Source organism: uncultured Sanguibacteroides sp. (assembly GCF_900543425.1).
Lineage (GTDB): Bacteria > Bacteroidota > Bacteroidia > Bacteroidales > Marinifilaceae > Gabonibacter.
Genome location: NZ_UQRQ01000007.1, coordinates 69,624 through 83,523, shown reverse-complemented (window position 1 = coordinate 83,523; position 13,900 = coordinate 69,624). Strand labels below are relative to the sequence as shown.

General features: G+C 42.1%; 11 protein-coding genes. 5 read left to right on the top strand and 6 right to left on the bottom strand.

Going from position 1 to position 13,900, the window contains the following annotated elements; all coding sequences use genetic code 11:
• Positions 1-5: 5 nt before the first annotated feature.
• From QZR76_RS05395 to QZR76_RS05375, 5 genes are all read left to right on the top strand, one after another.
• Entirely contained in the window at positions 6-2,309 is a 2,304-nt protein-coding gene (locus QZR76_RS05395; protein ID WP_294141096.1) for a Gldg family protein, read from the top strand.
• A gap of 26 nt (positions 2,310-2,335) precedes the next feature.
• Entirely contained in the window at positions 2,336-2,728 is a 393-nt protein-coding gene (locus QZR76_RS05390) for a carboxypeptidase-like regulatory domain-containing protein (protein ID WP_294141094.1), read from the top strand.
• 835 nt (positions 2,729-3,563) lie between these two features.
• Positions 3,564-6,899: a hypothetical protein gene (locus tag QZR76_RS05385; RefSeq protein ID WP_294141092.1), complete on the top strand. Its 3,336-nt coding sequence runs from the start codon at positions 3,564-3,566 to the stop codon at positions 6,897-6,899.
• A gap of 247 nt (positions 6,900-7,146) precedes the next feature.
• A complete protein-coding gene (gene gdhA / locus QZR76_RS05380; RefSeq protein WP_294141090.1) occupies positions 7,147-8,481 on the top strand; it encodes an NADP-specific glutamate dehydrogenase in 1,335 nt (444 codons plus the stop codon).
• 112 nt (positions 8,482-8,593) lie between these two features.
• A complete protein-coding gene (locus tag QZR76_RS05375) occupies positions 8,594-8,800 on the top strand; it encodes a hypothetical protein (RefSeq protein WP_294141089.1) in 207 nt (68 codons plus the stop codon).
• Positions 8,801-8,802: 2 nt separating this feature from the next.
• Here QZR76_RS05375 and QZR76_RS05370 read toward each other — a convergent pair whose 3' ends face one another.
• The 6 genes from QZR76_RS05370 to QZR76_RS05345 all read right to left on the bottom strand — a co-directional run bounded on the left by QZR76_RS05370 (position 8,803) and on the right by QZR76_RS05345 (position 13,900).
• A complete protein-coding gene (locus tag QZR76_RS05370) occupies positions 8,803-9,567 on the bottom strand; it encodes a TIGR02757 family protein (protein ID WP_294141087.1) in 765 nt (254 codons plus the stop codon).
• Positions 9,568-9,626: 59 nt separating this feature from the next.
• Complete coding sequence (gene mnmD / locus QZR76_RS05365) at positions 9,627-10,289, bottom strand: tRNA (5-methylaminomethyl-2-thiouridine)(34)-methyltransferase MnmD (protein ID WP_294141084.1); 663 nt, start codon at positions 10,287-10,289, stop codon at positions 9,627-9,629.
• A complete protein-coding gene (locus tag QZR76_RS05360) occupies positions 10,289-11,317 on the bottom strand; it encodes a low specificity L-threonine aldolase (protein WP_294141083.1) in 1,029 nt (342 codons plus the stop codon). The genes mnmD and QZR76_RS05360 overlap by 1 nt, the downstream gene beginning before the upstream one ends.
• A gap of 98 nt (positions 11,318-11,415) precedes the next feature.
• Positions 11,416-12,585, bottom strand: coding sequence for a sodium ion-translocating decarboxylase subunit beta (locus QZR76_RS05355; protein WP_294141213.1), 1,170 nt, complete (start codon positions 12,583-12,585; stop codon positions 11,416-11,418).
• 501 nt (positions 12,586-13,086) lie between these two features.
• Positions 13,087-13,512, bottom strand: a complete 426-nt coding sequence (locus QZR76_RS05350) for a biotin/lipoyl-containing protein (protein WP_294141081.1) — start codon at positions 13,510-13,512, stop codon at positions 13,087-13,089.
• Positions 13,513-13,543: 31 nt separating this feature from the next.
• A complete protein-coding gene (locus QZR76_RS05345) occupies positions 13,544-13,900 on the bottom strand; it encodes an OadG family protein (protein WP_294141079.1) in 357 nt (118 codons plus the stop codon).

The window sequence follows — 13,900 nt, the reverse complement described above, 5'->3', positions numbered from 1 at the left end:
AGAATATGAGAAAAGTATTAAAAATAGCTGGAAATGAGTTAGGTGCTCTTTTTTACTCACCCGTGGCGTGGTTTATTCTGGTGATCTTCACGATCCAGACGGGTCTTACTTACATGGATCTTTTCAAATCTTGTGTGACGTCTCAGTTTTTAAATGATGCCCCCGGCGAGGGTAGTTTGACGGGAGTAATCCTGGTCTCTTTAAGCGGTCTTTTCATCGTTGTACAACAATACTTGTACCTTTACATACCCTTGTTGACGATGAGCTTGATGAGTCGCGAGTACAGCAGCGGTTCAATAAAATTGTTATATTCGTCGCCAGTAACGGCCACACAGATCATTAGTGGCAAGTTCCTTTCGATGATGTTTTACGGTTTAGTTCTGGTGGGAGTTTTGCTGGTTTACATCTTGTTCTCTTGCTTTACGATCCCCCACTTCGACCTTTCGATGGCATTGTCCGGTTTGCTGGGTTTGTATTTATTGATCTGCGCCTATGCGGCTATCGGTCTTTATATGTCGAGTTTGACGTCTTACCAGATTGTTGCCGCAATGGGTACTTTAGCGGTATTGATCGTTTTGAATTTTATCGGTAATGTGGGCCAGGATATCGGTTTCGTTAGAGAGATCACCTATTGGCTCTCGATCAAGGGACGGGCGATGGTTTTCGTTAACGGGTTGATTTGTAGTGAAGATTTGTTTTATTTTATCCTTGTGATCCTTTTCTTCTTGGCCTTGTCTATCATGAAGGTAGAGTCTCATCGGGCTAAAAGGAGCCTGGCCGCATCTGCCGGAAGGTACGTGGCTGTAATCGTAGTTGTTGTCGGCTTGGGGTATTTGACCTCGCGCCCGACGCTACAGTTGTACAAAGACATGACCGCTTGCCAGACAGAGACGGTGACGAAGTCAACCCAAGAGATATTGGATCAAATCGACGGAGAGATTAAGATCACGACTTACGTTAACCTGCTGGGAACAAATTACATTTACGGTTTGCCGAGGGCAGAGAAGGCGGATATGGATCGTTTTAAGCCTTATATGCGTTTTAAACCGGATATAGAGATGTCTTACGTTCGTTACTACCTGCAGACGGCGCCCTTGAATAACAAGCGTTTCGCTGGCTTGGATGAACACGGAGTAGCAGAGGAGTACGCGAAGATGGCGAAGGTTTCCTTAAAGGGTTTTATCTCTTCCGAGGAGATCAATAAACAGATTGATTTACGCCCGGAGGGATACCGTTTCGTTCGCTTGCTGGAGGCCGCAAACGGTCGTAAGACATTCTTGAGAATGTATAACGACCAGTTACAATTCCCGACGGAGGCGGAGGTGGCAGCGGCATTGAAACGTTTGGCTATTGATGCGCCTAAAGTGGCTTGTTTGACGGGGCACGGAGAACGGAGTACGAGCGGTTTCGGAGACCCTGATTATTACTCTTTTGCCAGTAACCAAACTTTCCGTTACGCGTTGGTAAACCAAGGTTTTGATGTTCACGTTTACCGGATGAAAGAGGGGGAAGAAATCCCTTCCGAATACGATATTCTTGTTATTGCCGACATGAAGAGTCCTTTCACGCCAGACGAGTTGTCAAAAATCGGCCGTTATATCGAGCGCGGTGGTAACCTTTTAATTGCTGTTGAGCCGGATCGGGTTGAGTTGACGCATCCTTTACTCTCGTTGTTTGGTGTACGGTCGGTTCCCGGTATACTCGTGCAGCCGACGTCAGATTTTAACGCCGATTTGTTACAATGTCAGGTGACGGAAGAGGCGGCAGGGATCTCTCGTGAATACGCCCGAATGAGAAAAAGGGGCGAATGTGTGACAATGCCTGGAGCGGTAGGTTTGGAGTATGATAACACTACGGGCTACACCTTTCTTCCCATTTTGCGGACGGTTGGCAAGGGTAGCTGGAACGAGTTGGAAACGGTTGATTTGATTAACGAGCGGGTGGTATTGAACCCTTCAGCTGGAGAGGTCGAGGGTTCTTATGTCACGGCTTTGGGTTTAAGTCGGAAAATGGGGGACAAGGAACAACGAGTGATCGTCCTTGGCGATGCGGATTGCGCCAGTAATGCGGAGTTAATGATGATGCGTAAGGGGATCAACGCCTCGAACTACTCGTTGATCACGGAGAGTTTCCGGTGGTTGACGAACGGGGAGTTCCCGGTGGAGATCGTTCGGGCAGACCCTAAAGACACGACGGTCGTTTTCCCTATTACGGGAATCTTTTGGGTGAAGTTCTTTCTCTTGGGGCTGTTCCCGTTATTGTTGATCGGTTGCGGAATCTTTATTAATTACTTGAGGAAAAGAGGATAATTGTTTAACTATCAAAATGAATCGTTATGAAACAAAAAATGTTTTTTAAAAGCTTTTTAATGGTTATCGTATTATTCATGGGATTTACTTCCGTGGTAATGGCCCAGAATAGTCGCGTGACGGTCAAAGGTAAAGTCTGTGATCCGGATATGAATGTCGTTTTGGGAGTTCAGGTGATGGAGAAAGGAACAACTAACGGTACTATAACGGATTTGAATGGATATTTTGAATTGACGGTTTCGGAAAAAGGAACTCTTGTGATTATCTGTAACGGTTATGTTACCCGTGAGATAAAGGTGAAAGACTTTCTGGCAGCGCAAGGGCATTATCTGCTAATTATTCTTGAGGAAGAGGAGTTACCTGATCCATGGGTTGATTTTTACGATCGACTGCTTTTTTGCTTAGAGCCTAAGCGATAAGGAATTGTAGTGTGTATACTGAGGCAGGCCTTGCCCTTACAAAAAAACCAAAGGGGAAAATAATTTTGTGAGGGAGAGGGCCTGTCTTTTGTGTATATTCGAATAAAAACTAATGGAACGAACATGCAATTGATTATTGCCGATGCGGTTAAATGGGTTTATCGGGAAAATTGATGATCAAAAATGGTGAAGTTGTGAATATTTATAATAAAAGATAAAATATTTCATATGAAATTTACATTCTGTTTTTAAATGACTGTCGAACGTAAATAGATTGAAAAATAGAGAGTTAACGGATGGAGATAAATGACTAAAAAAAGAACCGTAATTGTTTTTTTTAGTGAACTGTAATTTTAGGTTTGGATTTCAGGTAGAGATACTCTATATTTGGAGAGTGTGTAACTAAAAATAAGATCATGAAATTACATCTCATTTCTGTATTTATTCGACATAAAATCAATGACTTAAGGCGTCGTTGGTCGTTTCGAGTGTTTGGCTTATTATGGTTAATAGGAATTTTGTATATTCCATTTTTATTTCAAGGGACGGAGCATTATAGGGGATTATCTGCAAATATTCTCTTTTTTAATGTCTTACAGGGCCTTTTCTTATTTTTTATTGTATGTTATTTTAGGATAAAAAGGGACGCAAATACGTTGGATCCTTTTCGGATGTATCAAGTAAATGATGTTTATTCTTTTGCATGTTGAAAAGGAAACTAAAATAATTGAGGGTGGTAGAAAAAAGCCAGGATGGATGCGTTTGAATGAACGTTACCGGATAGCTTGAGTTGGAGACAAATAATAAAATATGACTGAAATTTAAATTGAAAATTATGAAATTGAATCTTATATTGACCGTAGCCCGTTATGAAGCAAAGGTTCTGAGAAGAAGTTGGTTATTGCGCCTATTTGCTTTACTGGTGTTTGTCGGAATAACCGCTTTACAAATTATGACACAGAGTTCATGGAGTATAACGGAACACTATATGGTGGCCTTGCCCTCTTCCATGCCCTTTTTTAATGCTTATTGGTTTAATTTGTTACAGGTTTTTCTGTTGATCTTTATTGTGGCGGATCGCTTCAAAAGCGGAAAATACGTGGATACGACGGAGTCTTTGCGTGTACGTCCGGTGAGTAATGCAAATTATTTAGCAGGAATGGCATGGGGAATTTTCGTCGTATTTGTGGTGCTGAATATAATCTCTCTGTTAATTTCTTTATCCCTTAATATTTTTGTCAGTGAGGCTCCGGTAAGCATTTGGCCCTATCTCTTTTATTTGTTTACCTTAACTATTCCTTCCTGTTTATTTATGTTGGGTGTAACTTTTTTAATCTACTCTTGGATAAAGAATGCTATGCTTGCTTTGTTGGTGTTATTGGTAATGATCGGATTGATCTATGGTTTTATTCCTTCTGCCGGATATGGTATTTTTGATCTTTTTGCCCGGGAGATGCCTAATATGTTTTCGGAACTGACCGGGCATCCCGAAATAGGATATTATCTTTTACAACGTTTGACCTATATCGTTTTGGGTGTAGGATTACTGGGGTTTGCCATTGTATTGTATCCTCGGATTGCTAATGGAAAAAAAGGAAAGTTGAAATTATGCAGCGGGCTTATCCTGTTATCGGGTATATTAATCGGAGGTACCTTCGTCGGGTCGAAAGAGGCTGACAGGCGTTTTCGGAAGCATATGGTGGAAACTTTTGAAAAATACAGTGCGCAAGACCGGCTCTATTTGTCCGATGCGGAGATTACTTTCGAGCAAGCGGGTACGACCATGTCGGTGAAAAGTAAATTAACCGTCCAGAATAAGGAGAATCATCCGGTATCGGAGATCGTTTTATTTTTAAACCCGGCCTTACGCATCAAAGAAATTCGCAGAGAGAGCGGTGAAGCTATTTCTTATCGCCGGGATGGACAAGTCGTTATTCTGGAAAAAAACTTGGAACCGGAAGAAGAGTTTTCTTTCCAAGTGGATTACACGGGAAAGATAGATGACCGGGTGTGTTATCTGGATATTTCCGATGAGGAATATTACGATAATCGTTGGATTACGAATATATTTTGCTTTGGTAAACGATATGCTTTTTTAGAGAAGGATTATACGTTGCTGGAGCCTGAAGTGCTGTGGTATCCGGTAACAGAACCTCCTGTTCATTGGGTGCATCCTTATACTACGGGGAAAAATTATACGAATTATGTTTTAAATGTAATTCATAGGGATAAACGTACTGTGATTTCGCAAGGAAATCGAGAGGTATCCGGAGATACTATTCGTTTCGAGAGTCCCGATAAATTGACAGGAATCAGCTTATGTATAGGAGATTATACCCACAAATCGTTGACTGTGGATTCCGTGTGCTTAGATCTCTATTTTTATCGCGGGGAAAGCTATTTTAGAGCTCCTTTTGTCAGCATTAAGGATTCGCTTCCCTCTTTGGTAAAGCAAATGGATGGATTGATGGTAAGCAAATGGGGGCATCCTTATCTTTATGATAGGCTCTCTCTTTTGGAAACTCCCGTGTCGTTCGCTACTTACATACGGGGATGGAGTAGAAAGAGTAATTACGTGCAGCCGGCCATGGTATTCGTTCCCGAACGCGGGGTAACTATACCGGAGATCGGAAATCAAATAGCGAAGGAGTATGAAAGAATAAAAAGAGTGAAAAAGAATTTGAATCGTACAGGACAAGATCCTTATGATGAAGACTGGACAATGCGTAGTTTTATCGATTGTGTACAAAGTGTGTTTGTATTTCCCGGTTCTGGATTTGTGAAGGTCGATTTCGATTTGTTAAGAGGAAAACAGGATTATAGCGGAACGCCTGTGACGACAAAGGTGGGTGCCGGAAATAAGCATATACTCTCTTCTTTATTTCAAGATAACAGGTGTGCCGTTTTTTCTAAGGAGATCCCTATTGCCGGACAAATATTCGATGAGTTTCAGATACTGGTATCTCCGGCTTACAAGACGGCGACTACCGCTAACCAATCGCCACAAAACGAGATGCGCGTACTCGATTATCTCTCTGAACATAGTTTGGAGGAGGCCGCAACAGATCCATCTCTCTCTTCGGATATGTTTAAACTACTGTTGCTGAAGAAATGCAATTACTTGTATGAATTGATTATGGTGGATATTCCTGAGCGTGCATTGCAGGCTTTTATGGAAGAATTTATGACTAAATATCGTTATCAACAAGTTGCTTTCGAACGGTTTATGAAAGAATTTGAAGAGCGATTTGATTATAAGTTGGGCGAGGTATTTGATAAATGGTACAGGAATAAAGGATGTTCTTATCTGGAAACTAAAGATATCAGGGGGTATAAAGTAGAACAAGGGGAGTACGAAGGTTATGCGGTTCATTTTAAGTTGTATAATCCTGGAAAGTCCGATATTTTAATCTCGGCTACGGTAAGTGCGAATTGGCTCAAAAATGCTCGCGGGTATTGGGAGAAGAGATTCGTTTTGTCGGCGGGAGAGGCTTTGGAGGTACATATACCGTGTGACGATGTACCTGGAATGGTTTCGATAACTCCGAGTATAGTATTGAACCAACCCGCAGAGGTCGTGATGATGTTGCCGGACGAATTGGAGGTAATCCGTGATTCTACGCGGGGACTATTTTCGATCAGTCCAGATCTTTTCCTGCCCGATCCGAATGTCATTATCGTAGATAATGAAGACGAGGGATTTTCTTTATTTGATTCGAGCGGGAAACGGATGGCGGAGAAGAGAGATAAGAGGGATACCGGTTACGAGGAGTTGAAAGGCGGTCACCGTTGGACTTATATTATAGGGAGGGGATATTATGGGAAATATATTACGAGTGCTTTTTATAAAAAAGCCGGAGAGGGAAAGGCCATGGCCGAATGGAAAGCGAATTTTCCTAAACGGGGAAAATATGAACTGTTTATTTATAATGTAAGCGGAGGAAATAATATAATAAGTGTTAAGGGAATAACACAATACTATACGTTGTATTTTGGGGATAAGAAGGAGGAGATAGAATTTAATTCACAGAAAGAGCTTAGTTCTCCATGGGTTTCTGTGGGTACATTCTTCTTCGATAAAGGAGAGGCAAGACTGGTGATGAATGATAAATGCGATGTGGACCTCGTGTATGCCGATGCCGTGAAATGGGTATATGTCGGGGAGGAATAGAGTTCCGATTTTAAACACGGATAACCGGTTGCCAGAAAAGGGAACCGGTTATTTGTTTTTAAGAATCTTCTTGTTGAGAATCGGAAAGTTATAAGGTGTTGTATATAAATATAATGAAACGTTATACCGTATGAGAAAAGACCATAGAGGAATATTTGGGAGAGTGTGAATAAGAGTCTACTTTAGTCAAAAATTTAATAACGTATTAAAAGAAGGATCATCTTTTAATTGATTAATCGGAATGAATATGAAAACAGAAATGCAAGAATTTATGGATGCCTTGAAGGCAAGAACTCCGGGAGAGCCGGAATTCCATCAGGCGGTAGAAGAAGTTATTGAAACCGTATGGGATACTTATCAGGCTAATCCAAAATATAAGAAGAATAAAATTCTGGAAAAAATGGTGGAACCCGAAAGAGTGATACTGTTTCGAGTTCCATGGATCGACGATAAAGGTGAAGTACAGATTAATCGCGGTTATCGGGTTCAATTCAATAGTGCCATTGGACCGTATAAAGGAGGAATCCGTTTTCATCCTGCCGTGACTCTTGGAACATTGAAGTTTTTAGGCTTTGAACAGACATTTAAAAATTCTTTGACCACACTTCCGATGGGAGGGGGTAAAGGCGGTTCCGATTTTAACCCGAAAGGCAAATCGGATAACGAGGTCATGCGTTTCTGTCAAAGTTTTATGACGGAACTTTGTAAGTACATAGGTCCTGATACCGATGTCCCTGCCGGTGATCTTGGCGTCGGAGGACGTGAAGTAGGTTATATGTTCGGGCAGTACAAGAGAATTCGTAACGAATTTACCGGGGTGTTGACGGGGAAACCTTTTGAATTTGGTGGTTCCCGTGTTCGTCCGGAATCTACCGGTTACGGTACGGTTTATTTGGCACAACACGTGTTGGCTTCTAAGGGAGAAAAGATTGTCGGTAAGGTTGTTGCTCTTTCCGGTTTCGGTAATGTTGCCTGGGGGGCAGCTCAGAAGTTGGTTCAATTGGGTGCTAAGGTAGTCACTATTTCCGGACCTGACGGCTATATTTACGATGAAAAAGGCTTGGACGAGGAAAAGATCAGCTATATGCTTGAATTACGTGCGACTAATAACGATGTGGTAGAACCTTATGCCCGTAAGTTCGGAGCTAAATTTTTTGCCAACAAAAAGCCTTGGGAGGTGAAGTGTGATATTGCTTTTCCTTGTGCTATTCAAAACGAGTTGAACGGTGAGGATGCGAAACTATTGGTGGCTAACGGCTGTAAATTAATCGTTGAAACGTCTAATATGGGGTGTACTCCGGAGGCCATACATTACGCTAATGAATACATTACTTTTGTTCCCGGGAAGGCAGCCAACGCGGGAGGTGTTGCTACGTCCTGTTTGGAAATGAGTCAGAATGCCATGCATTACAGTTGGACGGCCGAGGAGGTAGATACGAAGTTATCTCAAATTATGAAAGATATTCACGATACTTGTGTCAGATACGGCAAAGAAGGGGATAAAGTGAATTACGTGAAAGGAGCCAATATCGGTGGTTTTATTAAAGTTGCGGAAGCTATGTGTGCCCAGGGGCATGTGTAGTAAGGTAATTAGATATTATTAGGTTAATGAAGGCGATTCGTGAGGATCGCCTTTATTTTATAAACTTTTTTCCCGTTTATTCGTTTTAGTATGGGATTTAAATGAATAAGTTATGAAAAAGGAGAGTAAAAAATGTATTTTACCGGAAGAAAAACGGGATAATCATTATTCAAAAAGCGATGACGCCTTAAAGGCCGAATACAATGAGGTATTGGAATCGATATTGGAAAATAACGATGAAGATGCAAAGGACAATATGTCGGATTATATGGATGAGTTAAAAGAAGAGTCGGATGCGCTGGATGATTTTGCCAGATAATTTTAATCATTGTACTTTTCAAAGGCTCCCAAACCGAAAAGAGCAAAGTCATAGCGAATCGGATCGACAGGATCGAATTCCCGGAGACGGCACGTTAATTCAAGTACTGCCTGGCGGTCGTTTTGCTTTCGGGTTAAAAGCCCCAGCTGCCTGCTGATGTTTCCGGTATGCAGATCCAGCGGGATAAGAAGGGCAGAGGCAGGAATCTTTTTCCATAGTCCGAAGTCGATTTCATCCCGACGGACCATCCAGCGTAAAAACATATTGATCCGTTTGGCGGCAGACCCTTTCTCTACGTCGGCAATGTGGCGCAGAACCCTGTTCTCTGCAGGAAGGGCCGTGAATATCGTATGCCATTCCGCTAATACCTCGAACATATCCTGATGCTGTTGGTAAGCCCGAGAAAATAGACCTTCTAATCCCCCGTAATTTTTATAGATACGGGAAAGTGATTTGAAAAAATAGATACAATCGTAATCATTGAAGGTACGATGTTTAAAGCCTTTTAAACAGGAATAGTCAGATTCCGCGGCATGGAGAACAAAATCATGAGGAGCGTAGTCCAATCGTTTTATCAGTTCCCTGCATTTTTTGATGATGACGGGGCGTTGCCCCCAGGCTAATGTTGCAGCCATAAATCCGGCAATTTCAATGTCTTCCTTTTCTTCAAAAAGTTTGGGGATTTGAATGGGATCCGTTTCGATAAAGAAATCGGATCTGCAATATTCCACGTATTTTTCATCAAGAAGTTGTTTGAGTGCAGACATAATCGAAATTATTTTCGGATTTTATAATTTACTAATCGATCGATTACCTAATTATGTAATCATTGAATCTTTTTACCTCTTAATATTTCCCGTTTCCCGGGTGGTCCGGGTAGGCGTTCCAGCGTTAATCCCAAGCCCCGTAATGCTTGTTTTACGATTCCTTTTACACAATAAGTGACAAAGATACCTCCCGGTTTCAATGCTTTGCAAAACAATCCCAGTATCTCTTCCTGCCAGAGATGAGGTTGTACATCGGGAGCGAAAGCATCGAAAAAGATTAGATCGAATCGGGGAGGAAAGTTCACTTCACTAAAATCCGCCTGGTGTTTATGGAGGGTAAAATAGGGTGTGATCTCCACTTCTTGCTCCCAGGGAGCCGTATGCAATTTGTAAAATAGAGTAGAGGTGTCGTTTAGTCGTGTGTTATAATTGAGTGCTTTTACTTCTTCTGCCGATAAAGGGTATTTCTCAAAACTATGATAGGTGATTTTCCGATGCTGCTCCTTGGCGTTTATTAGCGAGAGATAGGCATTTAATCCCGTACCGAAACCTGCCTCCAGGATTGTCAGCTCGGGACGATTCAGGTATTCGATACCGGTTTTAATGAAAATATGACGGGATTCTTGTATGGCTCCGTGAACCGAATGATAATGTTCATTTAGTTCCGGTATATGTATTGTAAAACTTCCATCTTCTGTGAGTTTGATTTCCCGTTGTTTCATTAACAGATTTCTTTACGTAAAAGATTGACGAATTCAATGATGTCATTTTCCGTGGTATCGAAGGAACATACCCATCTTACTTCTGCGGCATCCTCGTCCCATACATAAAAGAAACACTCTTCCTGAAGTCGTTCGATGCTCTCTCTGGGGATAATGGCAAATACCTCATTCCCTTCTACCTTTTGTGTGATGGTAATAGACGGGATCTGAGCAGCTTCTGCAGCTAATTTTTGTGCCATTGCATTGGCATGGGCTGCTGCTTTTAACCATAATTCGTTTTTCAGCACAGCGGAAAATTGAGCTGCAATAAACCTGGATTTGGAATGAAGTTGCATCAACTGTTTGCGGATATATTTTGCTTCTTTGGAGACAGCTGTATTGAAAAAGATGACGGCCTCCCCGAACATCATGCCGTTTTTTGTTCCTCCGAAACTTAAAACATCGATTCCGACCTCTTTGGTAACAGCCAAGGGAGAACATCCCAGGGTAGCAAGAGCATTTGCCAAACGGGCTCCGTCCATGTGTACATACATATCGTGTGCATGAGCAAAATCACAAATCTCTTTCAACTCTTCGGGAGTATATAAAGTGCCGAGTTCCGTGCACTGGGTCAGAGAGATCATTTTGGGTTGTGCATGGTGTTGCTCTCCAAAACCGTGCATGTGATTTTGTATTAATCCTATCGTTAATTTTCCATCGAAAGTCGGTACGGTTAATAGCTTGCTTCCCGTTTGTTTTTCAATGGCTCCGCATTCGTCCACGTTTATATGAGCTGTTTCAGCACAAATAATGGCGTGATAGGAGTGAGTGAATGTTGCCAGACTCAATATATTGGCTCCCGTGCCGTTATACACGAAATAAACGTCGATGTCGGACCCGAAAATTGTTTTGAAATCCTGAACGGCTTTTGCCGTGTAATCGTCTTCGCCGTAAGAAGGTTGATGTCCATAGGCTGATTCTTCCAGCGCTTTGAATACTTCCGGTAATACCCCGGAAAAGTTGTCACTTCCGAAACCTCTTAGTCCCATGTGATATGATTATAAAATTAAGTAGAACAAAGGTAATGTATTTATTGAAATAAAAAACTCCCCGTTGAACAGGGAGTTCTTTATATAGAGATGATAGATTACATCAAGAAACTCAGTAAGATACCGGCTGCTACTGCAGAACCGATCACTCCGGATACGTTAGGAGCCATGGCATGCATTAACAAGTGGTTTCCCGGGTCCGCTTTTAATCCCATGTTTTGAACGACACGGGCACTATCGGGTACGGCCGAGACTCCGGCAGCTCCGATCATCGGGTTAACGGGGTTGTGTTTGGGTGATAACCAGTTCATCACTTTACCGAAGAATACACCTGCAGCCGTTGCTAATACGAAAGAAGCAGCACCTAAGCAGAAGATCAGAATGGAGTCGGTTGTCAGGAATACGTCGGCTTGTGTCGAAGCACCCACGGTAATACCCAATAACATCGTAATGGTATCGATTAAGGCGTTACTTGCCGTATTAGCCAAACGATTGGTTACCGTAGACTCTTTCAATAAGTTACCGAAGAATAACATTCCCAACAACGGAAGAGCTGACGGGGCCAGGAAGGCAGTCATCAACAGACCGATAATAGGGAATAATTGTTTCTCCAAACGGCTTACGGCGCGTGGCGGACGCATTCTGATTTTACGTTCGGCTTTCGTCGTCAATAAGTTGATTACCGGCGGTTGAATTACCGGAACTAAAGCCATATAAGAATAGGCGGCAATGGCGATCGGGCCGATGAGGTTTTTCACGATCGTTCCGTCAGCCAGCATGTTTACACCGTTGGCTAATTTGGAAGAAAGGAAAATAGCAGTAGGACCGTCGGCACCACCGATGATACCGATAGCTCCGGCTTCTGGCGGAGCAAATCCTAACCAAAGGGCTCCCAAGAAGGTAGCAAAAATACCGAACTGGGCGGCAGCTCCGAGAATCATCAACCGGGGGTTGGAAATTAAGGAGGAGAAGTCGGTCATAGCCCCTATACCTAAGAAAATCAAGGGGGGATACCAACCGTTGACCACTCCCTGGTAGAGAATGTTCAATACCGATCCGGGTTCGTAAATACCTAATTTCAGGTTGAATCCTTCTGCCATATAGAATGGAATGTTCCCGATGATAATACCCATTCCGATCGGAATCAGCAACATCGGTTCGTAATCGAAACGGATGGCTAAATAAATGAAACAAAGAGCAACCAGAATCATAATCAGGTTACCGGCCGTTGTATTGGCAAATCCGGTAAATTCCCAGAAATTCTTCATTCCGGCTGTGGCATCTGAATTGTGTACCGCATTCATGTCGGGATCAGAGAAAACGAGCTCTCCGTTCTCGATAGTTGCAACTCTTGTTCCTAACTCTACGATTTTCTCTTTCGTGATATAACAATAAGCAGTAGCATTCGGGTCCAAATTAGCCGAATAGTTTACTACTTTTTTAGGATTGTAAGTCATGATCACTTGGTTCCCATTCAAAACCCATGTACCGGTATATCGTTGTTTGATGGAGTCCATCGTGAACGATCCATCGGCAGAAAAACTGTAGATTTTATAACGGGAAACAGTGGTATTGGACTTTCCAAGGGCATTCGGAATATAACCTCCGCTTTTGTTTACCCATTTACCGTGGACAAGTTCCTCTTTCAAATTATCTTTACCCGATGCCTCGCAAACCGATGTGGTTAACGTCGCAAACAGGAAAGATAACATGATGAAAAATACTTTACTCATATTTTTTTTGTTATAAGGGTTTATAAGTCTCCCGACTTATGCAATTTCAATTAACGTGTCACCTTGAAGTACGGCATCGCCTACTTTTATGGCTATGGATTTCACTACGCCGCCTTTTTCTGCCAATACGTTGTTTTCCATCTTCATGGCTTCCATGACAAGCAGACAATCTCCTTCTTTTACTGTATCTCCAACGTTAACGTTTAATTTAAAGATGCTTCCGGGTAGAGGAGCGATAACCTTAAATACTTTGGCGCTTTCACTCTTCTTAATTTGTCCCTCTCCGGGGGCAGAAGCTACAGGTTTACGAGCTAATACCGGTGTTTTGGGTTTCATAGCCTCATTCTGAAGTTCTACTTCATAAGGAGAGCCATTGACGTTAACGGTTGCCATATTGCCGTCGAATTCTCCAACTTCTACTTCGAAGGTCTGACCGTTTATTTTGAATTTATACTTTTTCATTGTTTATTGTTCGTTTTATAAATGAATTAAACTATCTGCGGGGTTGGTTTTGTACTCCGTAAATTTTAGAGCTCCACGGGGAATACTGTTTTTGTGCATTCTTAATGGTGATGATATTACTTTCTTCATCATGTAATTCATTGAGATACATATGAATACCCATTGCGATAGCAACATTGACATTGGCCTCGATATTGATGTTTTCTTCCGGCTTTCCCTCTTTTTTGAGTTTATTTTTAATATTAAACTCTAATAACTTGGGAATAGCCATAAAGATGATCACCAATCCGATCAGAGCTGCAAAAACGATAACCCACCCCACGACTGCGATCGTGTATCCTCCGGCTTTTGCGGCTAAATCCGTGGAGAGTATGATTGCATTTATCAT

What these genes read in the sequence shown, in the direction of transcription:
- mnmD (WP_294141084.1), bottom strand. Translation starts at nt 10,289, where the DNA reads ATGAAACAACGGGAAATCAAACTCACAGAAGATGGAAGTTTTACAATA.
- QZR76_RS05370 (WP_294141087.1), bottom strand. Translation starts at nt 9,567, where the DNA reads ATGTCTGCACTCAAACAACTTCTTGATGAAAAATACGTGGAATATTGC.
- QZR76_RS05395 (WP_294141096.1), top strand. Translation starts at nt 6, where the DNA reads ATGAGAAAAGTATTAAAAATAGCTGGAAATGAGTTAGGTGCTCTTTTT.
- QZR76_RS05390 (WP_294141094.1), top strand. Translation starts at nt 2,336, where the DNA reads ATGAAACAAAAAATGTTTTTTAAAAGCTTTTTAATGGTTATCGTATTA.
- gdhA (WP_294141090.1), top strand. Translation starts at nt 7,147, where the DNA reads ATGAAAACAGAAATGCAAGAATTTATGGATGCCTTGAAGGCAAGAACT.
- QZR76_RS05385 (WP_294141092.1), top strand. Translation starts at nt 3,564, where the DNA reads ATGAAATTGAATCTTATATTGACCGTAGCCCGTTATGAAGCAAAGGTT.
- QZR76_RS05355 (WP_294141213.1), bottom strand. Translation starts at nt 12,585, where the DNA reads ATGAAGAATTTCTGGGAATTTACCGGATTTGCCAATACAACGGCCGGT.
- QZR76_RS05360 (WP_294141083.1), bottom strand. Translation starts at nt 11,317, where the DNA reads ATGGGACTAAGAGGTTTCGGAAGTGACAACTTTTCCGGGGTATTACCG.
- QZR76_RS05350 (WP_294141081.1), bottom strand. Translation starts at nt 13,512, where the DNA reads ATGAAAAAGTATAAATTCAAAATAAACGGTCAGACCTTCGAAGTAGAA.
- QZR76_RS05345 (WP_294141079.1), bottom strand. Translation starts at nt 13,900, where the DNA reads ATGATAAATGCAATCATACTCTCCACGGATTTAGCCGCAAAAGCCGGA.
- QZR76_RS05375 (WP_294141089.1), top strand. Translation starts at nt 8,594, where the DNA reads ATGAAAAAGGAGAGTAAAAAATGTATTTTACCGGAAGAAAAACGGGAT.